Genomic DNA, 20,525 nt, shown 5'->3' on the forward strand with positions numbered 1-20,525 from the left:
GGGCCGGCACCGCGTGTCCTACGCCGTCTGCGCGGCCGCCGCCCGCCCCGCCGCGCGGCCCGAGAAGAGGCAGCCGCCGAGGAAGGTGCCCTCGAGGGCGTTGTAGCCGTGGACGCCGCCGCCGCCGAAACCGGCGACCTCGCCGGCCGCGTACAGCCCCTCGACCGGCCGGCCGTCGGCGCCGAGCGCGCGGGAGTCGAGGTCGGTCTGAATGCCGCCGAGGGTCTTGCGGGTGAGGATGTGCAGCTTGACCCCGATCAGCGGGCCGGCCGCCGGGTCGAGGAGACGGTGCGGCACGGCGACGCGGCCGAGGCGGTCGCCGAGGTAGCGGCGGGCGTTGCGGATGCCCTGCACCTGGGCGTCCTTGCTGTACGCGTTGCCCATCTGGAGGTCCCGGGCCTCGATCTGGCGCCGGAGGCCGGCCGCGTCGAGCAGGGGCTCGTCGGTGAGCGCGTTCATCTTCTCGACCAGCTGCTCCAGGGTGGGGGCGGTCACGAAGTCCGCGCCGTTGCGCAGGAACGCGTCCACCGGTCCGGGGGCGCCCTTGCCCAGGACCCGTTCGCGCAGGAACCCGGCCCGGTCCTTGGCGGTGATGTCGGGGTTCTGCTCGGAGCCCGAGAGCGCGAACTCCTTCTCGATGATCCTCTGGGTGAGGACGAACCAGGAGTGGTCGTACCCGGCGATGTCCTCGGTGGTGCGCAGGTGCCTCAGCGTGCCGAGGGTGTCGTAGCCGGGCAGGCAGGGCTCGGGCAGACGGCGGCCGAGGGCGTCGAACCACATCGAGGACGGTCCCGGCAGGATGCGGATGCCGTGGCCCGGCCATATCGGGTCCCAGTTGCGCAGGCCCTCGGTGTAGTGCCACATGCGGTCCCGGTTGACCAGCCGCGCGCCCGCGCGGGCGCTGATGTCGAGCATCCGCCCGTCGACGTAGGCCGGGACGCCCGTGACCATCTCGCGCGGCGGGGTGCCGAGCCGCTCTGGCCAGTGCCGGCGGACGAGGTCGTGGTCGGCGCCGATGCCGCCGCTGGTGACGATCACGGCCTGGGCGGTGAGCTCGAACTCGCCGACCGCCTCGCGGTTGGAGGCGACACCGCGCGGTGCGTCGTCCTCGGCCAGCACGGTGCCGCGCACCCCGCGCGCGGTGCCGCCCTCGAGGACCAGTTCGTCGACCCGGTGGCGGTGGTGGAAGGTGAGCAGTCCGTCGCGCGCGGCCTGCCGGGCGTACCGGACGAAGGGTTCGACGACACCGGTCCCGGTGCCCCAGGCGATGTGGAAGCGGGGCACCGTGTTGCCGTGCCCGTCCGCGCGGAGGTCGCCGCGCTCGGCCCAGCCCACGGTGGGCAGGAACCTGATGCCGTGCCCGTCCAGCCAGGACCGCTTCTCCCCCGCCGCCCACTCGACGTAGGCGCGCGCCCAGCGCATCCCCCAGCTGTCCTCGTCGTCCGGCCGGTCGAAGCCCGCGCTGCCCTGCCAGTCGCTCCAGGCCAGCTCGAAGGAGTCCTTGATGCCCAGGCGCCGCTGTTCCGGGGAGCCGACGAGGAACAGCCCGCCGAAGGACCAGAAGGCCTGGCCGCCGAGGTTGGCGGCGTTCTCCTGGTCGACCAGGGCCACCCTGCGGCCCTTCCCGGTCAGTTCGTGGGCCGCGGCCAGGCCCGCGAGGCCCGCTCCGACGACGATGACGTCGGCGTCCATGGCGACCGTCCCTTCCTCATCCGCGCCCGCGTGGGGCCGGCTCGGCGCTGCCGTCGGTGAGCAGCGCGGTCAGCAGTTGTTTCAGCCAGGCGCGGGCGTGCTCCACGTCCCGGTCCAGCAGCAGTTGGGTGGTGACGCCGTCGTACGCGGCGACCACGGCGTGCGCGGCGCCGTCCGCGTCGCCCAGGACGGCGGGCAGTTCGGTGTGGCCGCGGGCCCGGGCCAGCCGGTCCGCGACGGCCCGCCGCAGCCGCGCCCGGTGCTCCAGCAGTGCGCGGGCCACCTCCGGGTCGCGGGCGGCGTGCACCAGGAAGTCCGTCTTCACCAGCAGCCAGTCCCGGTCGAGCAGCAGCGCCTCGGTGACCCGGTCCACGGCGGCGGGCACGTCGAGGTCGGGTCCGTCCTGGGCGAGGGCGCCGGAGACCTGCTCCGCGATCAGTTCGGCACGCTCCGCGTACAGGGCGAAGAACAGCTCGTCCAGGCCGGCGAAGTTGGAGTAGAAGGCGCCCCGGGTGTAGCCGGCGGCCTCGCAGACCTCCTCGATCGAGACGTGTCCGAAGCCCTTGGCCGCGAACACGGAGAACGCCGCTTCCAGGAGGTTCGCGCGCGTGCGGGCACGGCGTCCGGTCACGCGTCCGGTCGCGCCGTCCACCGCCATGTCCGCCCCCGCTCCCCGTCCCCGCGTTCGATACGGGAACGTATCCGATGCACCGGTGTATCGAAAGGCCCCGGAACGGCGGGACCTCGCCGCCCGGCCCGGCGCACGCTCCGGAAGCCTGTCCTCCTCCGTCCCGCTCCCCCACACTGGGCCGCACCGCCGGACGGGGAGGGGCGATGGGCACGGACGCGGAGCGGCCGGCGGGCACCGGCCGGCGCGGGGAGCTGGACGCGCTGCGCGCCCTCGTCGTCCTCGGCCTGGTGTTCTTCCACTCCGCCCTGGTGTTCTCCCCCGACGACGACTTCTACGTCAAGAACCCGCGGACCACGGACGCGGTCACCGTCCTCGCCGGGTTCGGCGTGGTGTGGGCGATGCCCGTGCTGTTCCTGGTCGCCGGCCTCGGCGCCCGGCACTCGATCCGCCGCCGCGGGGCCGGGGGGTTCGCCCGGGAACGCGTGCTGCGCCTGGGCGTCCCCCTGGTCTTCGCGACGCTCGTGCTGTGCCCGCTCCCCCAGTGGCTGCGGCTGCGCGCCGCCGATCCCGGGTACGACGAGCCGTACGGACGTTTCTGGCCGCGCTTCCTGACCGTCCGTCCGGACCTCGCCGACTTCCCCTTCGTCCTGGAGGGGGACCACTTCGAGACCGGGCACCTGTGGTTCGTCGTGCTGCTGCTCGCCTTCTGCCTGCTGCTCGCACCGGTCGCCGCCCGGCTCGCGACCGCCGCCGAACGCGTCGCCCCCGTGCTGCGACGCCGCCCGGCGCTGCTCCTGCTGCCCGCGCTGCCGCTCGCCGCGGTCAACGCGCTGCTGGGCATGGAGGAGGGCTTCGCGGGCTGGAACCGCTGGGCGTACCTGCTGTTCCTCCTCCACGGTTTCGCCCTCGCCGACGACGGCCGGGTCCGGGAGGCGACGCGCCGCGCGGCCGTTCCGGTCGGTGTGCTCGGACTGGTGCTGTTCGCCGGGACCGCGCCCGGATTCGTCGCGGGGGACGACCCGTTCACGGCCCGGACCCCCTCGGCGCTGGGCACCCGGGCGCTGTTCGGGGCGGCCGGGTGGTGCTGGGTGGTCGCGATCCTCGGCCTGCTGGACCGGCCGGCGCGCCCGCGGACACGCCCGGAGCGGGGCGGCGGGACCGCGGTCCTGCGGTACCTGGCGCTCGCCGCACTGCCGTTGTACGTCCTGCACCAGCCGGTGGTGGTCGCCTTCGCGTACGGGGTGGTCGGGTGGCCGGCCCCGATGGCCGTCAAGTACGCGGTGATCGTGGCCGCCTCGCTGGCGGTGATCCTCCTGGTGTACGAGTACGGGGTGCGCAGGAGCCCGGTGACGCGCTTCCTGTTCGGGATGCGGCCCGGGCCCCGGCCCCCGGCCGCCCGGGAGCCGTCGAAGCCGGACCCACCGCTTCCGCCGCCCTCCTGACCTGCTTTCCTGGTGCCGGAGACCGGGACGACGAGAGCGCGGGACGACCATGCGGGCGGATGTGCGGCACGTGGCGGACGGCACCTACCTGGTGCACGGCACCCACACCAACTGGGTGATCCTCACGGAGGGGGACGCCGTCACGCTGATCGACACCGGCTACCCCGGCGACCGCGGGCGGCTCCTCGACTCGCTGGCGCAGGTGGGGAGTTCCCCGGAGGCGGTGGCCGCCGTGCTGATCACCCACGCCCACAACGACCACCTGGGCTCCGCCGAACACCTGCGGGCCGCGTACGGCGCGCCCGTGTACGCCCACGAGGCCGAGGTCCCGCACGCACGGCGGGACTTCCTCCACCAGGTGACCGTCGGACGGGTTCTGCTGAACGGCTGGCGCCCGGGTGTGCTGCCCTGGGCGCTGCGCGCCCTGCGCTCCGGCGGGACGGCCGACACGGCGGTCGCCGCGCCCGAGCCGTTCCCGCGACCGGGTGCGCTCGACCTGCCCGGCCGGCCCGTCCCCGTGCCCACACCCGGCCACACCGACGGGCACTGCGCCTTCCACCTCCCGCACGCCGGGGTGGTGGTGTCGGGCGACGCCCTGGTGAGCGGTCACCCCACCTCGCGGACCAGGGGACCGCAACTGCTGCCGGACATGTTCCACCACGAGCGCGCCGCCGCCGTGGCCTCGCTGGACGCCCTGGCGGAACTGGACGGCGACCTGCTGCTGCCCGGGCACGGACCGGTGCACCGGGGACCCGTCCGGGACGCGGCCCGCCTGGCCCGCGGGCGGGCGCAATAGAGTGAGGTGACGATCACCCGCGAGACGAGGACACCCGAGGCATGGCCCTGCAGATCAACGCGACCAACCCGGAGCACCCCGCGCTCCTGCTGGCGCTGCCGTGGCACCTGCCCCTGGAGGAGTGGCCGGAGGAGTACCTGGTGCCGCTGCCGCGCGGCATCTCCCGGCACGTGGTGCGCTACGCCCGCGCCGGCGACGAGGTGATCGCGGTCAAGGAGCTCGCCCAGCGGCCCGCGCTGCGCGAGTACGAACTGCTGCGCGACCTGGACCGGATCGGCATCCCCGCGGTGGACCCGCTCGCCGTGGTCACCGGCCGCACCGACCGCGCCGGGGAGCCGCTGGAGAGCGTCCTGGTCACCCGGCACCTCGGCGGTTCGATGCCGTACCGGTCGATGTTCGAGACGACGCTGCGGCCGGCGACCATGCACCGCCTGATGGACGCCCTCGCCGTGCTCCTGGTGCGGCTGCACCTGGCCGGGTTCGCCTGGGGGGACTGCTCGCTGTCCAACACGCTGTTCCGGCGGGACGCGGGCGCCTACGCCGCCTACCTCGTGGACGCCGAGACCGGCGACCTGCACCCGCAGCTGAGCACCGGCCAGCGCCAGTACGACCTCGAACTGGCCCGCGTCAACATCAGCGGCGAGCTGCTGGACCTGGAGGCCTCCGGGGCGCTGCACCCGTCGGTCGACCCGGTCGACTTCGGCACCGAGATCTGCTCCCGCTACCAGGGCCTGTGGGAGGAACTGACCCGCACCTCGGTCTACCCGGCGGGCAAGTACCACTACATCGAGCGCCGCATCCGCCGCCTGAACGACCTCGGTTTCGACGTGGCCGAGATGCAGATCGAGCACGCCTCCAACGGCGACACGGTCACCTTCGTGCCCAAGGTCGTCGACGCCGGGCACCACCAGCGCCAGCTGCTGCGCCTGACCGGGCTCGACGCCGAGGAGAACCAGGCCCGGCGGCTGCTGAACGACCTGGAGAGCTGGATGGCCACCCAGGACGACTACGCCCCGGGCGACGTCCTGGGCGCCCGCCCCGAGGTCCTCGCCCACCGCTGGGTGCGGGAGGTGTTCCGCCCCACCGTGCGTGCCGTCCCGCCGGAGCTGCGCGGCGCGATGGACCCGGCGGAGATCTACCACGAGCTGCTGGAGCACCGCTGGTACCTCTCCGAGCGGGCCCAGCACGACATCGGTCTGGACACGGCGGTCGAGGACTACATCAGGAACATCCTGCCGAAGGCCCGGGAGACGCTGCAGCCGACGGAGGAGTGAGTCAGACCTGCGGCACCACGGCCACCGGGCAGTCCGCGTGGTGCAGCACCCCGTGGGCCACCGAGCCGATCCGGGCGCCGACGGCCGTGCGCCGGTCGCGGCGGCCGACGACCATCAGCTGGGCCGTGCCGGCCACCGACAGCAGCACCTGGCCGGCGCTGCCCATCTCCACGTGCTCGACCACGTGCACGTCCGGGTAGCGCTCCCGCCACGGCGCGAGCGCCGCCGCGAGGGCCTTCTGCTCGTACGGTTCCAGCCCTCCGGCCTCGTCGAGGAGCTGGAGCGAGGCGGTGCTGTAGGCGAACATCGGCGGCAGGGTCCAGGCGCGGACGGCACGGACCGTGGCCCCGCGCCTGGCGGCGGTCTCGAAGGCGAAGCCGAGCGCGGCGGCGCTGTCCTCCGGGTCGCCGTGCTGGCCGACGACGATCTCGTGCCCGGCGACCTCGTTCGACGGCCGGTCCCCGGCCCGGACGAACACCACCGGCCGCCGGGCCTCGACGATCACCTGCTGGCCGACCGAGCCGACCAGGAAGCCCATGATCCGCCCGTGTCCGCGCGAGCCGAGCACCAGCATCTCGGCGTCCGCCGCGGCACCGGCCAGGGTCTCGACGGCGTCGCCCTCGAGGACGTCCGTCGTCACGGCCAGGTCCGGATGCCGTTCGGTGACGGCGCGGGCCGCCTCGCCGACCGACTCGCGCACCCACCCCTCCTGCGTGGCGGCGTCCCCCGTGTCCACCCCGTCGTGCGTCTGGAACCGCCAGGCGTGCACCACCCTCAGCGGCAGCCCGCGGCGCACCGCCTCCCGTTCCGCCCAGGCCAGCGCGGCGAGGCTCTCCTCGGTTCCGTCGATCCCTGCGGTGATCGGGCGCGTCATGCCGTCCTCCCGGTGTCGTGTGCACTGCGCGCGGTCCAGTCTTCCCCACGCCGCCGTCATGACTCCTGCAGGGGCAGCCGACGGTGGGCGGCGCCGACGGCCGGGCGGGCGAGGCCGGAGGGCCGTCTCCTGAGGCCGCGCTCGAGCTCTTCCGCGGATGCGCACGCGGAAGAGCTCTCCCTCCGGACCGGCTCCGGAGGGCCGTCGGACCGGGGAGGTCCGCCGCTCGCCGACGTCCGGGGAACCGCCGTTACCGGCCGGTCGTTGTCCAGAGACCCCCCACCGGTCCGGTACGGCGACAGCAGGGCGGTGCGATGAGCGAGTTGGTCCCCGGCGGGAACCTGGCCCTTCCGGGCGGTGCCGTGACGGTCCGGGTGCCCGGGCCCTTCGACGTGTCCGCGCTGATCACGGACGACGGCGGCCGGGTCCGGGACGACGGCGACTTCGTGTTCTACAACCAGCCGTCCGCCCCGGGAGCCCGCCTGAGCGGTGACGCGCTGACCGTCGACCCGCGAGCGCTGCGTCCCGGCGCCACCCGGGTCACGGTGGCCGTCAGCCCCGCCGAGCCCGGCGCACCGCTGAGCGGCCTGCCCTCCCCCGTGCTCCGGGTCACCGACTCCGGCGGGCGTCCGCTCGCCCGGTTCTCCCCGCCCCGCCCCCGGCAGGAGACCGTCCTGCTCCTCGCGGAGATCTACCGGCGCGGTGAGGGCTGGAAGCTGCGTGCCCTGGGCCAGGGCTACGCCGACGGACTGGCCGGCCTCGCCCGGGACTTCGGCGTGGACGTGGAGGAGGACGGGGCCACCGGGACGGGGACGATTCCCCGCCGTCCCCTCTCCCCGCCACGCCCGGCGGCCGCACCGTCCCCGGTCGCCGCGCCGCCCGCCCGGGACGGTTTCCTCGACCTGGTGAACGCGGCCCGCGCCGCCGCCGGTTCTCCCCCGGTCGCCCACGACCCGCGGCTGGCCGACGCGGCGCGGGAACACGCCGGCGTGATGGCGGGGGCGGGACGCCTCGGCGTCGAGGGCGTGGACGGTGTCTCCGTCCACCAGCGGGTCGTCGCCGCCGGGTACGCGTACCTCACCGTCGGCGAGCACCTGGTCTCCGGCCCCCGCGCCGTCGCCGGACTCGTCGACCACTGCCTGCGCCACGAGGCGGCCCGGCGCACCGTGTGCGACCCGGCCTTCACCCACGCCGCCCTGGGGTCCGCCCACGGCGGCGGGTCCGGTGACGTCTACTGGACGGCGCTGTGGGCCAGTCCGCTCACCCCGGACGGCCTGGACCGGACGGCCGCCGAGGTCGTCGACCTCACCAACCGGGAGCGCACGCGCGCCGGACTGCCGCCCCTGTCCCGCGATCCCCTGCTGACGGCGGCCGCGCAGGCGCACAGCGCCGACATGGTGGCCCGCGACTTCTACTCCCACACCGCGCCCGACGGCGGCAAGCCCTGGGACCGGGCCGCGGCGGCGGGCTCCGCGCGGCGGACGATCGGCGAGAACATAGCCTGCGGCCAGCGTTCGGCCGCCGAGGTCGTCCGGGGGTGGATGAACAGCCCGGGTCACCGCGCCAACATCCTCAAGCCGGACTTCACCCACATCGGCGTCGGCTTCGCGGGCGGCGGCCGGGCGGGCACCTACTGGACCCAGCTCTTCGGTGCCTGACGGCGCCTCACGGGCGCGGTCCTTCCGCGACGGTGGCGGAGGGACGGACTCCGAGCGAGGATGCCCCCATGAAGGGTGACCTGTTTTCCAGTCAGCACATGGTGCAGCCGGCCACGGCTCCGGGCATGACGGTCGAGAACGCCAAGTGCCTCAGGTACGCGGTGAACGGTGAGATGCTCGCCCGGCAGGGCGCGATGGTCGCCTACCGCGGCAGTCTCCAGTTCGAGCGCAAGGGCCAGGGCGTGGGCGGCATGCTCAAGCGCGCGGTGACCGGCGAGGGCCTGCCGCTGATGGCGGTGCGCGGGCAGGGCGAGGCCTGGTTCGCGCACGAGGCGCAGAACTGCTTCATCGTCGAGGTCGACCCCGGCGACGAGTTCACCGTCAACGGCCGCAACGTGCTGTGCTTCGACTCCACGCTGTCGTACCGCATCGCCACCGTGAAGGGTGCCGGCGTCACCGGTGGCGGCCTGTTCAACAGCGTCTTCACCGGGCACGGCCGGCTGGGACTGGTCTGTGAGGGCAATCCGCTGGTCATCCCGGTCTCGTCGCAGTATCCGGTGTACGTGGACACCGACGCGGTCGTCGGCTGGACCGCGGGGCTGGCGACCTCGCTGCACCGTTCGCAGTCGCTCGGCTCGATGCTGCGCGGCGGGTCGGGGGAGGCCGTGCAGCTGATGCTGCAGGGCGAGGGGCACGTCGTCGTGCGGCCCAGCGAGGCGACACCGCAGAAGACGCAGCAGCACTGACGGTCCGTCACCCGGTCCCCGGCTTCGCTCGAGCGGTGCCCGCGGTGGCCCGCGCCTCACGGGTGGTCCGGCCGCGCCCGGCCGACCTCCTGCCCGACCGGCGTGCCGGCCGATGTGCCGGCCGCCGGCACCGCGCGGCCGGGTGCGGGCGATCCCGTGCACGGCGATCCGCGCGAGCGGGAGGCCCTCCCCGGTGCCGGTCGCGCGGCGGACGCCGGTGGCCGCACGGCGGACTCCGGGGGTTCCGCGTCCCCCACCGCGCTCCGGGGAGCCGGGCGCGGATCCCGGAGCGGCGGCCGCCGGCCCGTGGTCGCCGCCCGGCTTCCCGGTCCGGCCGGACCTGTGACCGGCCGGTCCCGCGACGGCCCGGCGAACGGTGTTGACCTCGGCCGCCCTCCCGGGTGAGGGTGCATCACGGCGCGGATCACGTCCCCGTGCCGGAGAGGTGACGAGCGTGATCGGCATCGCCGACATCGAGGCCGCGGCCGGGCGGATCGCCGGACACGTGGTGCGGACCCCGACCGTGGAGAGCCCCGGGCTGTCGGCGCTGCTCGGCGTCCCGGTCACCGCGAAACTGGAACTGCTGCAGCGCACCGGCTCGTTCAAGGCGCGGGGCGCGACGGCGAAGCTGCTGTCGCTGAGCGAGGCCGAGCGGGCCGCCGGGGTCGTGGCGGTGAGCGGCGGCAACCACGGGATCGCCCTCGCGGTCATGGCCCGTGCCCTCGATGTGAAGGCCACGGTGGTGATGCCGCGCTCGGCTCCCGCCCGGGCCGTGGAGGTCGCGGAGTCCGCCGGCGCGTCGGTGCGGCTGACCGACGACATGGACGGCGCGTTCGCGCTGACGACGCGGCTCCGGCAGGAGGGGCTGACCCTCGTCCACCCCTTCGACGATCCCGTGGTGATCGCCGGACAGGGCACCGTGGGACTGGAGGTCGCCGCGGACGCCGGCGACCTCACCGACGTGCTGGTGAGCATCGGGGGCGGCGGGCTGATCGCCGGCGTGGCGGCGGCGCTGCGGGCGCTGCGGCCCGGGGTGCGGGTCTGGGGCGTGGAGACCGAGGGCGCGCAGGCGATGTCCGGGGCACTGGCGGCGGGCGGCCCGGTGCCGGTCGCGCTGTCGTCGATCGTCTCCACGCTCAGTGCCCCGGCCGCGTCGCGGCTGACGTACGAGCATGTCTCCCGGCTGGTCACCGAGGTGCTGGTGGTGCCGGACCGGGAGGCGGTGCGCGGGTCGCTCGAGCTCGCGGACCACGCCAAGGTGTGGGCGGAGCCGGCCGCCGGCTGTCTGCTGCCCGCCGCGCGGCGGGTGCTGGAGCGGGTCGGTGAGGGGGCCCGGCTCGGGCTGGTGGTGTGCGGGGGCAACGTCACCCCCGGGGACATGATCGCCTGGACGGACCGCTTCGGGCTGCGCTGAGCGTCCCGGCCCGTGCGGACGCGCCCTTCCTTATTACCGCCGGTTACCGACAATTCCCCTGCCTCCTCTTGAACGGACCCCGTCCGTTCCCCCGTACCTCTGGGCAAGGGGGAACCCGCGGTTTCGAAGAGGGATGGCCATGGGCAGGGCGCACGTCTCCACACACCGGCCGGTCGGCGGACGGTACCGGCTGGTCGAGATCACCCATCGCGAGACCAACAGCGTCTGCTGGTACGCCGACGACCTGCAGACCGGCCGCCCGTGCCTGGTGACGCAGACCGTGCTGCCGGAGGATCCGGACGGCACCGCGCGGCGCGTCCCCTCCCGCGTCCTGCGGACGACCGAGAGCGTGTCACGGCTGTGTCCCGGACGGATCGCCACCGTCGTCGACGCCGTCGGCGAGGACGGCTCGCTGTGGACGGTCACCGCCTGGATCGACGGCACACCGCTCGGCGAGGTCCTCGCCGAGCAGGGCACCCTCAACCACGTGCGGACCGCCCGCATCGCGCTGGAGCTGCTCGACGTGCTGGACGCCGCGCACGCCGGGGGCATCACGCACGGGGAGCTCAGCCCCGCCCAGGTGTTCGTGCGGGAGAGCGGTCCCGTGGTCGTCACCGGGTACGGGCTGGCCGGCTCGACGTCGGTGCCCCGGCTCACGGCACCGTCGTACGCCGCCCCGGAGCAGGCCCGCGGCGAGCGGAGCGGCCCGGCGGCGGACCTGTGGGCGCTGGGCGCGATCCTCTACACGATGCTCGAGGGCCGTCCGCCGTTCCGTGACCGGGGCCGGCCCGAGTCCACGTTGAAGGGGGTGGACCGGCTGCCGCTGCGCACACCGGTGCGGGCCGGTCCGCTCACCCGGGTCGTCCAGGGGCTGCTGCGCAAGGACGCGCGGGAGCGGCTGACCCGGCAGGTGGTCCGCGAGGTGCTCACCCGCGTGCTCGACGAGGACCCCGGGGCCGCCCCGGGGGCGGTGCCGAGCCCCCGGCTGCGCGGCGGACACACCGCCGCCCTGCGGTACGTGCGGCACGTCGGCCGGGAGTGGAGCAGACGGACCATGGTCCTCGGCACCACCCTGGCCGTCGTCACCGTGGCGGTGGCCGTGCTCGCCGCGACGCGGGGGCTGCCCGGCACCGACTCCGCCGCCGACGCGCCGACGGCCCCGCCGGCCTCGGCGTCCGCGCCGGGCGGACCGCGGGCGCCCGACGGCCGGGGGACCTCCCGGCCGCCCGCCGCGCCCACGCCCGCCCCGTCGCCCTCGGGCACGGCGGACCTCCCGTCCGGCTACCGGACCTACCGCGCGCCGGAGGGCTTCTCCGTCGCGCTGCCCGAGGGCTGGGAGCGGCGGGACACCTCACGCGCCGCCGACCTGGCCTACCGCGTCACCTTCGGCGCGGACGGGGATCCGCGCACGCTCGCCGTCACCTACAGCGAGCGCGTGGGGTCCGACGCCGTGGCCGTGTGGCGGGACGACGTGGAGCCGCCCCTGGAACGGTCCGGCGGCTACGAGCGGATCGGCGCGATCCGCGCGACGACGTACCAGGGACGCGAAGCCGCCGACATGGAGTGGTACGCCGGGGCCGGCGGCGACCGGGTGCGCACCTTCGGCCGCGGGTTCCTCCTCGGCGGCGGGCGCGGCTTCTCGCTGCGCTGGACGACACCGGCCGCCGACTGGGAGGAGTCCGCGAGCCGGGAGGCGCTGCGGACCTTCCTGCGGACCTTCCGCCCGGCCTCAGGCTCCTCGGACCGAGGGGACTGAGGCACCCGAGGGGGTTCCCCCCTGTTCGGGCGGGGCCGAGGGCCTGGGGGAGCGCAGCGTGCGCAGGGGCGCCCCGTGCAGCGGGCGGGTGTGCCAGCGGGCCGTGAAGGTCCGGTCCGCGAGGGAGCACCTGACCGTCAGGCGGTGCGGGGTCTCCAGGAACACCACGTCCACGGCGAGGGTGCCGTCCTCGGCCCAGCCACCGCTCACGGCGGTGGGCAGCGGTTCCTCGGCGGTCGTCCATCCCGGCCCGCCGAGCCGTGTCCCGAGCCGGTGGCCGCCGTCGGTGAGCCACAGCGTCCAGCCGCCGTCGGCGTCCGCCGTGACCTCGGCCGCGGTCAGGGTCGGCTGGTCGGCGCAGGCGCCGCCGTACGGGGCGAACACGGCGGCGGACCAGTCCCGCGCCCGCTCCGGCGGTGCCGGGCTCCCCCCGGCCGGCGGCAGGGCGAGCCGTTCGAGGCGCTCGCGCAGAGCGGTGTCCGCGGCCTCCCGGCCGGAGAGGGGAGCGGGGCGGAAAGCGGGCAGGAGGTGCCGCCAGACCAGGTTCAGGTAGTCCTGCATCCGCCCGGTCGCCGACGTGGCGGCGACCACCGCGTCGTGCTCGGGCAGGATCAGGCAGAACTGCCCGTACGCCCCGTCGCCGCGGTACCCGTGCCGGGACATCCAGAACTGGTAGCCGTAGCCCCGGTCCCAGTCCTGCCGGTCCTGCTCCCCCATCGCCCCGGCGGTCGGTACGTGCGGGCGCGAGGCGCGGGCGACCCAGCCCTCGGGCAGCAGCCGCTCGCCCTGCCAGACCCCGTCGTTCAGGTACAGCAGGCCGAGCCGGGCGACGGCGTCGGTGGCGGCGTGCAGTCCGCTGAAGCCGAGCTCGCGGCCGGTGCCGTCCCGCAGCCACAGCGCCTCGCCGACGCCCAGCGGGTCCAGCAGCCGCGGCCGCAGGTAGGCGGTGAGGGACTGTCCGGTGACCCGCTGCACGATCGCGCCGAGCGTGTAGGTGTTGGGCTGGTTGTAGGCGAAGACCGTGCCCGGAGCGCGGTCCGGGGGCAGCAGCAGGAATCCGCGCACGGGTTCGGCGGGGTCGGTGCCGTACGCCTCGTCGACGGTCTCGCGCCCGTGGCCGCTGGCCATGGACGCGACGTGCCGCACCCGTGTCGCCCGGCTGTGCGGGTGGGTGATGTCGGCCTCGAACTCCGGGAAGTACGACAGCACCGGGGCGTCGAAGTCGATCAGCCCCTCGGCCTCGGCGAGGGCGGCCGCGGTGGCCGTGAAGCTCTTGCTGAGCGAGTAGAGCAGATGCGGGCGTGAGGCGGTGTACGGCGCCCACCAGCCGGAGGCCACGAGGTGGCCGTGGCGCAGGATCATCAGGCTGTGCGGCTCGATGTCCGGGGCGGCTTCGAGGGCGTCGAGGAAGGCGTGGACGCCGGACGCGTCGACGCCCTGGGCGGCCGGGGCGGAGGCGGGGAGCGGGCGGGCACTCATGGGGGCATCCTGCCCGGCCGCCGTCGGGCGATCCACCGTTTTCCCGTTCCGCGGCCGGGGACCCGGGCACCATGGTGCGAATCGGATACACGATGATGACCGAGCAGGCCGGGCCCCGGGAGCTGGTCGGCCACGTGGTGCGGGCCGAGGAGGCGGGCTTCGACTTCTCGGTGACCTCGGACCACTACTTCCCCTGGCTGCGCTCGCAGGGCCACTCGCCGTACGCGTGGAGCGTGCTGGGCGCCGCGGCCCAGGCCACCTCGCGGATCCCGCTGATGACGTACGTGACGTGCCCGACGTTCCGTTACCACCCGGCGGTGGTGGCGCAGAAGGCGGCGACGATGCAGTTGCTGTCCGAGGGCCGGTTCCGGCTGGGGCTCGGCTCGGGCGAGAACCTCAACGAGCACGTGGTGGGCGGCGGCTGGCCGGCCGTGGACGTGCGGCACGAGATGCTCGAGGAGGCGGTGGAGATCATCCGTGCCCTCTTCGAGGGCGGTCACGTCACCCGTCACGGCACCCACTTCGACGTCGAGTCGGCCCGGTTGTGGGACCTGCCGGACCAGCCGCCGCCGATCGGCGTCGCGGTCTCCGGGAAGCGGTCCTGCGCCCTCGCGGGCCGGCTCGCCGACCTGGTGATCGCCACGGAACCGAAGGCGGAACTGCTCGACGCCTTCGACCGGCACGGCGGGGAGGGCAAGCCGCGGGTGGGACAGCTGCCGGTGTGCTACGACCCCGACCGGGACGCGGCCGTCGAGCGCGCCCACGCCCAGTTCCGCTGGTTCGGCAACGGCTGGAAGGTCAACTCCGAGTTGCCGCACCCGGACTCCTTCGACCTCGCGACCCAGTTCGTCCGGCCGGACGACGTCGCCGGGTCGATCCCGTGCGGCAGCGACCCGGAGCACTTCGTCGAGGCCGTCCGCCCCTACGTGGAGGCCGGTTTCACCGAGGTCGCCCTGGTGCAGATCGGCGGCGAGTCGCAGCCGCAGTTCCTGGACTGGTCGGAGAAGACGCTGCTGCCGGCGCTGCGGGACGCCTTCGGCCGGCCCGCGGGTCCGGGCGGGGAGTGACTCAGGATTCACCCGGAGAGCTGAGCATCTTACGCGGGCGCGGGGTACTAGAGGGCTCTACGTCGGTACGTCCCGGAGGCCCTCTCGTGAACTCGTTCGTGCACAAGACCCTGGTGGTGGAGCTCCAGGCGGGCGACGCGGGTCGCTTTCCCGTGCTCGTCCACCTGAGTTACGACCCCTCCGACCCGTTCGCCGTCACCATGGTCTTCAGCCACGACGGCCGGGTCCTCGCGCGCTGGCAGCTGGACCGTGAGATGGTCGCCGACGGTCTCACCCGCCCGGTGGGGACCGGGGACGTACGGCTGCGCCCGGAGTCCCGGGGCGTGGGGCGGGAGCTTCGGATGGAGTTCCTCGGTGAGGCCCATGCCGACGGCGGGAGGCACCACGCGGTGGTGTTCGCCTGGGCCGAGACGATCGGCGACTTCCTGCACGAGACCCACCGGCTGGTCCCGCCGGGGCGCGAGGAGGTCCGCGTCGACGACTTCCTCGCGGACGTGCTCGCGGGGAGCTGAGCCGCGGGCGTGCGGCTCAGCGTGTGGTGTGACGGTGCCGGGCCCACATCGGCAGGCCGAACCAGCACAGCAGGTACCACCCCACCACTCCGGCGACCAGGTACGGGACGAAGTCGTCGTCGGTCGCCACGCGCAGGATCAGCAGCAGCGAGGCGCTGGTGGTGGCGAGCAGCAGCAACAGACCGAGCAGGGTCAGCCGGGAGGCCCACTGCACCGCCTGCGGCTTGATGCGCCGTCCGGAGACGAGGCGGTGCAGCGACACCGGGCCGATGAGCGCGCCGGTGGCGCACGCGCCCAGGACGACGGTGACGATGTAGATCGTCTGGTCGGTGTCGGACAGGCCCGCGTACTTCGGGGTGAACACGACGGTCAGCAGGAAGCCGAAGAGGATCTGCACGCCCATCTGGGCGACGCGGACCTCCTGGATGAGTTCCTGCCACATCCGGTCCGCTCTCTCGTCCTCGGTCTCGTTCCGCCCCCTGCGCCTGTCCTGGCCCTGCTCCGCGTCCGGCACGGTGCACCTCCCTGGGTGAACGACGTCGGCCCTCTCCTGCCGAGAGTTCCCCTTCTGCCGCCGTTCCCCTCGGTCGGACCGCGGTTTGGGGGCGCGGTGCACGGTTACACGGACCGCGATGCCGCCGAGGCGATGACACCGAGGCCAGGAGGTCGTGGCACGCATGTCCGATACCCAGCTCACCGTGACGCTCAGCGGCGGGGACGCCGACGACGCACGCGCGGTCGTCCGGGCCCTGGAGGGGACGTTCGGGGCGCCGGACCAGTCGCCCTCCGACGAGAGGGCGACGGTCCGCGTGGCGACGTTCACCGGAGGGGGGCGGGAGAAGGCCCCCCGCGCGGACGCCGGCCGGCTGTCGGCGCCGGTGACCGTCACCGTGCAGGGCACCCCGGAGGCGGTGCGGCGGGCGAGCGACACGCTCACGCGGGCCTTCACGGCACGCGACGAGGGCGCCGCCTCCGGCGACCAGGAGCAGGAGAGGCAACTGCTCCTGGAGCCGTGATCCCCTACCGGACCCGCCTCACCAGCGGGATTCGACCTGGTCCTTGATCCTCCGCTCGTAGAGGTCGCGGATCGCCGTGAGCGTCGCGTCGGACAGCTCCGGCAGCCGTGCGGCGGCGGCGTTGGCGCGGGCCTGCTCGGGCGAACGGGCACCGGGGATGACGGTGGTGACGCCGGGCTGCTGGGCGATCCAGCGCAGTGCCAGCTGGGCCGGTGTGTACCCCTCGGGGGCGAGCGCGGCGAACTCCGCCGCGGCCTCGACGCCGGTCGCGTAGTCGACGCCGGAGAAGGTCTCGCCCTGGTCGAAGGACTCGCCGTGCCGGTTGAAGGTGCGGTGGTCGTTCTCGGGGAAGACGGTGTCCCTGGTGTACTTGCCGGACAGCAGGCCGGAGGCGAGCGGAACCCGGGCGATGATGCCGACGCCGGCCTCGCGGGCGGCCGGGAGCACCTCGCGCAGCGGCTTCATGCGGAACGGGTTGAGGATGATCTGCACGCTCGCCACGTTGGGGCGGGCGATCGCGGTCAGCGCCTCGGCGCAGGTCTCCACGCTGACCCCGTAGGCGGCGATCCGCCCCTCCTCCACCAGCGTGTCGAGGGCGTCGAAGACCTCGTCGGTGGAGTAGACGGGGGTGGGCGGGCAGTGCAGCTGCACCAGGTCGACGCGGTCGACGCCGAGGTTGCGCCGCGATCGGTCGTTCCAGGCGCGGAAGTTGTCCAGGACGTAGTTCTCGGGGATCTGGTCGACCCGGCGGCCCATCTTGGTGGCGACCAGCACGTGCAGATCGGGCCGCCCGCTCAGGAACGACGCGATGGTCTGCTCGCTGCGCCCGTCGCCGTACACGTCGGCGGTGTCGAAGAAGGTGACTCCCGACTCGGCGGCGGCCTCCAGCACCGCGAGGGCCTCCTTGTCGTCGACGTCACCCCAGTCCGCCCCGAGTTGCCATGTGCCGAGACCGATCACGGAGGCGTGCTGACCCGACCTGTCGAATGTGCGCTCGTCCATGGCGTCAGTCTGTCATCCCTCACGGCGAGCGGCAGAGGCACCTGTCCGGTGGTGGGCCCCGGGCACGCGTCCCGCGGGATCGCGCCAATCTCGCGGCGTGACACGGGCCACGCGTCGCGCGTCCCTCGCGGAGGATCACCCGGCGAGGCGTCCCGACGGGAGCGGATTTTCCCCTTCCGTCGTCACACGTCCCCCACGAGCGACAAGATCATCTTCGTTCAAGTCTGTACGGCATGACGGAGATCGCCCGGATCGCGGCCAACCGCCCCAGGGGCATTTCCCCCGCCACCGGCACGGGCGATAGGCATGCGGGGTCCTGATCCGGAACCGACCCCCAGGAGATCCACATGCCGGAACTCAGCCGTCGCCGCGCGCTCACCGCGGCGGCCGCCCTCACCGCCGCCGCGGGGGTCCAGCCGGCCCTCGTCCCGTCCGCGCGGGCCGCCGAGGGCGCCGGGCACCGCCACGACTCCCCCGCCGGCTTCGACGAGGTCTACCGGGGCCGCCGGATACAGGGCCGGCCGGTCACCGCCGGTGGTCACCACCACGGGCCCGGGTACGCCGTGTTCGTCGACGGCGTGGAACTGCACGTGATGCGCAACGCCGACGGCAGCTGGATCAGCGTCGTCAGCCACTACGAGCCGGTCCCCACCCCGCGCGCCGCAGCCCGCGCCGCGGTGGACGAGCTGCAGGGCGCCCCGCTCCTGCCCTTCCCCACCCGCTGACCGACCGACCACCGCCGCAGACACCGGGAGCACCCCGCACATGACCGTCCGCAAGAACCAGGCGAGCCTGACCGCCGAGGAGAAGCGCCGCTTCGTCGCCGCGCTGCTGGAGCTCAAGCGCAGCGGCCGTTACGACGCGTTCGTCACCACCCACAACGCCTTCATCGTGTCCGACACCGACCACGGCGGGCGGACGGGGCACCGCTCGCCGTCCTTCCTGCCCTGGCACCGCAGATTCCTCCTGGAGTTCGAGCGGGCGCTGCAGTCGGTGGACGCGTCGGTGGCCCTGCCGTACTGGGACTGGAGCACCGACGGCTCGGTGCGCTCCTCGCTGTGGGCGCCCGACTTCCTCGGCGGCAGCGGCCGCAGCCGGGACGGCCGGGTGATGGACGGACCGTTCGCCGCCTCCACCGGCAACTGGCCGGTCACCGTGCGGGTGGACGGCCGTGCCTACCTCAGGCGCGCGCTCGGCGCCGGCGGGCGCACCCTGCCGACACGGGCGGAGGTCGAGTCCGTGCTGTCGATGGACACGTACGACATGCCGCCCTGGAACAGCGGCTCGGACGGCTTCCGCAACCACCTCGAGGGCTGGCGCGGGGTCGATCTGCACAACCGGGTCCACGTGTGGGTCGGCGGGCACATGGCCACCGGGGTGTCCCCCAACGACCCGGTGTTCTGGCTGCACCACGCCTACATCGACAAGCTGTGGGCCGAGTGGCAGCGCCGCCACCCCGGTTCCGGCTATCTGCCGACCGCCGGCACGCCGGACGTCGTCGACCTGAACGAGACCATGCGGCCGTGGCACGACACGACCCCGGCGGACCTGCTGGACCACACCCCGCACTACGCCTTCGACGCCTGACCGACCGGCCCGGTCAGGCGCTCGCGGCGGTCCGGCACCCGGGGTGGCCCCAGCCCTTGTCGTTCTTGGCGATGGGTTCACCGGCGGCGTAGGAGCGGCCGCACAGGCAGCGGCCGGGGAACTTCGCCTTGATCGTGCGGGACGACGCGCCGCCGCCGCGCGGCCTGGGCGCCTTGGCCGCGCCGGACCTGCGCCCGGCGGCGCCGGCCGGCGGGGCGTCCGGGGACGGCGGCGGCTCGGGCGAGCCCAGCTCGCTGCCGGCGTCCTGCTGGAGGGTGGCCGCCTGGCTGGCGGCGCGGTCGGCGAAGTCGTTGAGCCGGTCGCCGTCGACCTGGTGGGCGGGGACGTAGCGGAACTCCACCGAGCGGTCCTGCAGGAGCGCGTCGATGCGGACGACGAGCTCCTGGTTGGCGACCGGTTTGCCGGCCGCCGTGCGCCAGCCGTTGCGCTTCCAGCCGGGCAGCCAGGTGGTGACGGCCTTCATGGCGTACTGCGAGTCCATCCGGACCTCGAGCGGCACGGCCGGGTCGGTCGCCGCCAGCAGCCGCTCCAGCGCGGTGAGTTCGGCGACGTTGTTGGTGGCTCTGCCGAGTGCCCCCGCCTCCCAGCGGACCGGGGTCTCGGAGGCGTCGGCCACCACCCAGGCCCAGCCGGCGGGCCCGGGGTTTCCCTTGCAAGCCCCGTCGCACGCGGCCACAACACGTTCACGCATGCGCCCGATCATGCCATGGCCGGACGGTGTGCCCGGCCCGGCCGGGGCGCCCCGTCAGGTCGCCCCGGTCGTCCCCGGTGCCTCGCCCACCGTGGTCGTGATGTCGATCACCGAGAAGTCCGCGCCCTGCGGGTCGCCGATCGCCGCGAACCGCCCGAAGGGGGTGTCCACCGGCCCGGACCGCAGGACGCCGCCCCGCTCGGTGGCCCTGGTCACGGCCTCGTCGCAGTCCGCGACGGCGAAGTAGACGTTGATGTACGGGGGCGCCTCGGGCGGGAAGTCGTCCGTCATCCGCATCCGGCCGAGCACGCTGCGCTCGCCGAGGTCGTAGACCCGGAAGTCCGTCTCGCCCTCCAGCCGCTTCGACCGGTAGGGGAAGACGGCGGGGAAGAAGGCGTCGGACTTCTCGGGCTCCCGGGTGAGGATCTCCGCCCAGCAGTAGGCGCCCGGCACGGCCGTCGCCCCGAAGCCCTCGTGGGTACCGGCCTGCCAGAGCCCGAAGACGACCCCGCCGGGGTCGCGCGCCAGGCACATCGTGCCGAAGTCGCCGATCCCCATCGGCTCCATCAGCAGTTCGCCGCCGCCGTCCCGGATCCGGACGGCGGTGGCGGCGGCGTCCTCGACCGCGAAGTACAGGCACCACTGCGACGGGCCCTCCTGACCGGGCATGGGCGGCACCAGGGCGGCCACCGCCTTCCCGCCGGCGTAGGCCTCGGTGTAGTCGCCGAACTCCGTAGACGCCTCGCTGAAGGTCCAGCCGAGGACGTCCGAGTAGAAGCGCTCGGCCCCCTCGACGTCGCTGAACGTCGCGTCGGCCCAGCAAGGGGTCCCCTCGGGCGGTACGGCCATGACGACGGCCCCCTCCGG

Annotated in this window: 20 protein-coding genes; 12 read left to right on the forward strand and 8 right to left on the reverse strand. The window is 74.4% G+C overall.

Annotated elements, in window-relative coordinates; all coding sequences use genetic code 11:
- Positions 1–18: 18 nt before the first annotated feature.
- Positions 19–1,692 carry an FAD-binding dehydrogenase gene (locus FHS37_RS17765; RefSeq protein ID WP_184822277.1) on the reverse strand — a complete coding sequence of 558 codons (1,674 nt, stop codon included), beginning with the start codon at positions 1,690–1,692 and terminating at the stop codon, positions 19–21.
- Positions 1,693–1,708: 16 nt separating this feature from the next.
- Positions 1,709–2,350: a TetR/AcrR family transcriptional regulator gene (locus tag FHS37_RS17770; protein ID WP_184822279.1), complete on the reverse strand. Its 642-nt coding sequence runs from the start codon at positions 2,348–2,350 to the stop codon at positions 1,709–1,711.
- Between the two features lie 176 nt (positions 2,351–2,526).
- Here FHS37_RS17770 and FHS37_RS17775 point away from each other — a divergent pair, with 176 nt between their 5' ends.
- From FHS37_RS17775 to FHS37_RS17785, 3 genes are read left to right on the forward strand one after another with little or no spacing between them, the layout of a single operon-like run.
- Positions 2,527–3,765, forward strand: a complete 1,239-nt coding sequence (locus FHS37_RS17775) for an acyltransferase family protein (protein ID WP_184822281.1) — start codon at positions 2,527–2,529, stop codon at positions 3,763–3,765.
- A 49-nt stretch (positions 3,766–3,814) separates the two neighbouring features.
- The gene (locus FHS37_RS17780) at positions 3,815–4,561 is read left to right on the forward strand and encodes an MBL fold metallo-hydrolase (RefSeq protein ID WP_184822283.1); all 747 of its coding nucleotides are present in this window, start codon (positions 3,815–3,817) and stop codon (positions 4,559–4,561) included.
- Positions 4,562–4,602: 41 nt separating this feature from the next.
- Entirely contained in the window at positions 4,603–5,835 is a 1,233-nt protein-coding gene (locus FHS37_RS17785) for a DUF4032 domain-containing protein (protein WP_184822285.1), read from the forward strand.
- Between the two features lies 1 nt (position 5,836).
- Here FHS37_RS17785 and FHS37_RS17790 read toward each other — a convergent pair whose 3' ends face one another.
- Entirely contained in the window at positions 5,837–6,709 is an 873-nt protein-coding gene (locus FHS37_RS17790) for a universal stress protein (protein WP_184822287.1), read from the reverse strand.
- A gap of 314 nt (positions 6,710–7,023) precedes the next feature.
- Between FHS37_RS17790 and FHS37_RS17795 the strand changes: the two genes are divergently transcribed.
- The 4 genes from FHS37_RS17795 to FHS37_RS17810 all read left to right on the forward strand — a co-directional run bounded on the left by FHS37_RS17795 (position 7,024) and on the right by FHS37_RS17810 (position 12,283).
- Complete coding sequence (locus tag FHS37_RS17795; RefSeq protein WP_184822289.1) at positions 7,024–8,367, forward strand: CAP domain-containing protein; 1,344 nt, start codon at positions 7,024–7,026, stop codon at positions 8,365–8,367.
- A gap of 68 nt (positions 8,368–8,435) precedes the next feature.
- Positions 8,436–9,113 carry an AIM24 family protein gene (locus FHS37_RS17800; RefSeq protein ID WP_184822291.1) on the forward strand — a complete coding sequence of 226 codons (678 nt, stop codon included), beginning with the start codon at positions 8,436–8,438 and terminating at the stop codon, positions 9,111–9,113.
- Between the two features lie 454 nt (positions 9,114–9,567).
- Positions 9,568–10,527 (forward strand): threonine/serine dehydratase family protein, encoded by a 960-nt coding sequence (locus FHS37_RS17805; RefSeq protein WP_184822293.1) that lies wholly within the window; start codon positions 9,568–9,570, stop codon positions 10,525–10,527.
- Between the two features lie 139 nt (positions 10,528–10,666).
- On the forward strand, positions 10,667–12,283 hold the full coding sequence (locus FHS37_RS17810) for a serine/threonine-protein kinase (RefSeq protein WP_184822295.1): 1,617 nt from the start codon (positions 10,667–10,669) through the stop codon (positions 12,281–12,283).
- On the opposite strand, the gene FHS37_RS17815 is transcribed toward FHS37_RS17810, so the two are convergent.
- Complete coding sequence (locus FHS37_RS17815; RefSeq protein WP_184822297.1) at positions 12,257–13,762, reverse strand: serine hydrolase domain-containing protein; 1,506 nt, start codon at positions 13,760–13,762, stop codon at positions 12,257–12,259. The genes FHS37_RS17810 and FHS37_RS17815 overlap by 27 nt on opposite strands.
- Before the next feature lie 71 nt (positions 13,763–13,833).
- Here FHS37_RS17815 and FHS37_RS17820 point away from each other — a divergent pair, with 71 nt between their 5' ends.
- Together FHS37_RS17820 and FHS37_RS17825 are read left to right on the forward strand one after the other, a co-directional pair.
- The gene (locus FHS37_RS17820) at positions 13,834–14,829 is read left to right on the forward strand and encodes an LLM class F420-dependent oxidoreductase (RefSeq protein WP_184822299.1); all 996 of its coding nucleotides are present in this window, start codon (positions 13,834–13,836) and stop codon (positions 14,827–14,829) included.
- Positions 14,830–14,915: 86 nt separating this feature from the next.
- Positions 14,916–15,341 carry an SsgA family sporulation/cell division regulator gene (locus tag FHS37_RS17825; RefSeq protein ID WP_184822301.1) on the forward strand — a complete coding sequence of 142 codons (426 nt, stop codon included), beginning with the start codon at positions 14,916–14,918 and terminating at the stop codon, positions 15,339–15,341.
- A gap of 16 nt (positions 15,342–15,357) precedes the next feature.
- On the opposite strand, the gene FHS37_RS39625 is transcribed toward FHS37_RS17825, so the two are convergent.
- A complete protein-coding gene (locus FHS37_RS39625; protein WP_184822303.1) occupies positions 15,358–15,855 on the reverse strand; it encodes a DUF6328 family protein in 498 nt (165 codons plus the stop codon).
- Positions 15,856–16,018: 163 nt separating this feature from the next.
- Between FHS37_RS39625 and FHS37_RS17835 the strand changes: the two genes are divergently transcribed.
- Entirely contained in the window at positions 16,019–16,357 is a 339-nt protein-coding gene (locus FHS37_RS17835) for a hypothetical protein (protein WP_184822305.1), read from the forward strand.
- Positions 16,358–16,375: 18 nt separating this feature from the next.
- Here the strand turns inward: FHS37_RS17835 and FHS37_RS17840 are convergent, their stop codons facing one another.
- On the reverse strand, positions 16,376–17,359 hold the full coding sequence (locus tag FHS37_RS17840) for an aldo/keto reductase (protein WP_184822307.1): 984 nt from the start codon (positions 17,357–17,359) through the stop codon (positions 16,376–16,378).
- A 347-nt stretch (positions 17,360–17,706) separates the two neighbouring features.
- Between FHS37_RS17840 and melC1 the strand changes: the two genes are divergently transcribed.
- The gene (gene melC1 / locus FHS37_RS17845; RefSeq protein WP_184822309.1) at positions 17,707–18,084 is read left to right on the forward strand and encodes an apotyrosinase chaperone MelC1; all 378 of its coding nucleotides are present in this window, start codon (positions 17,707–17,709) and stop codon (positions 18,082–18,084) included.
- Between the two features lie 40 nt (positions 18,085–18,124).
- Positions 18,125–18,946 (forward strand): tyrosinase MelC2, encoded by an 822-nt coding sequence (gene melC2 / locus FHS37_RS17850; RefSeq protein ID WP_184822311.1) that lies wholly within the window; start codon positions 18,125–18,127, stop codon positions 18,944–18,946.
- A gap of 13 nt (positions 18,947–18,959) precedes the next feature.
- On the opposite strand, the gene FHS37_RS17855 is transcribed toward melC2, so the two are convergent.
- Both FHS37_RS17855 and FHS37_RS17860 read right to left on the reverse strand, forming a co-directional pair.
- On the reverse strand, positions 18,960–19,670 hold the full coding sequence (locus FHS37_RS17855; RefSeq protein WP_184822313.1) for a ribonuclease H family protein: 711 nt from the start codon (positions 19,668–19,670) through the stop codon (positions 18,960–18,962).
- A gap of 42 nt (positions 19,671–19,712) precedes the next feature.
- On the reverse strand, positions 19,713–20,507 hold the full coding sequence (locus FHS37_RS17860; RefSeq protein ID WP_184822315.1) for a VOC family protein: 795 nt from the start codon (positions 20,505–20,507) through the stop codon (positions 19,713–19,715).
- Between the last annotated feature and the right edge of the window lie 18 nt (positions 20,508–20,525).

Origin of the sequence: Streptomyces griseomycini, assembly GCF_014203535.1 — a bacterium.
Taxonomy (GTDB): Bacteria; Actinomycetota; Actinomycetes; order Streptomycetales; family Streptomycetaceae; genus Streptomyces; species Streptomyces griseomycini.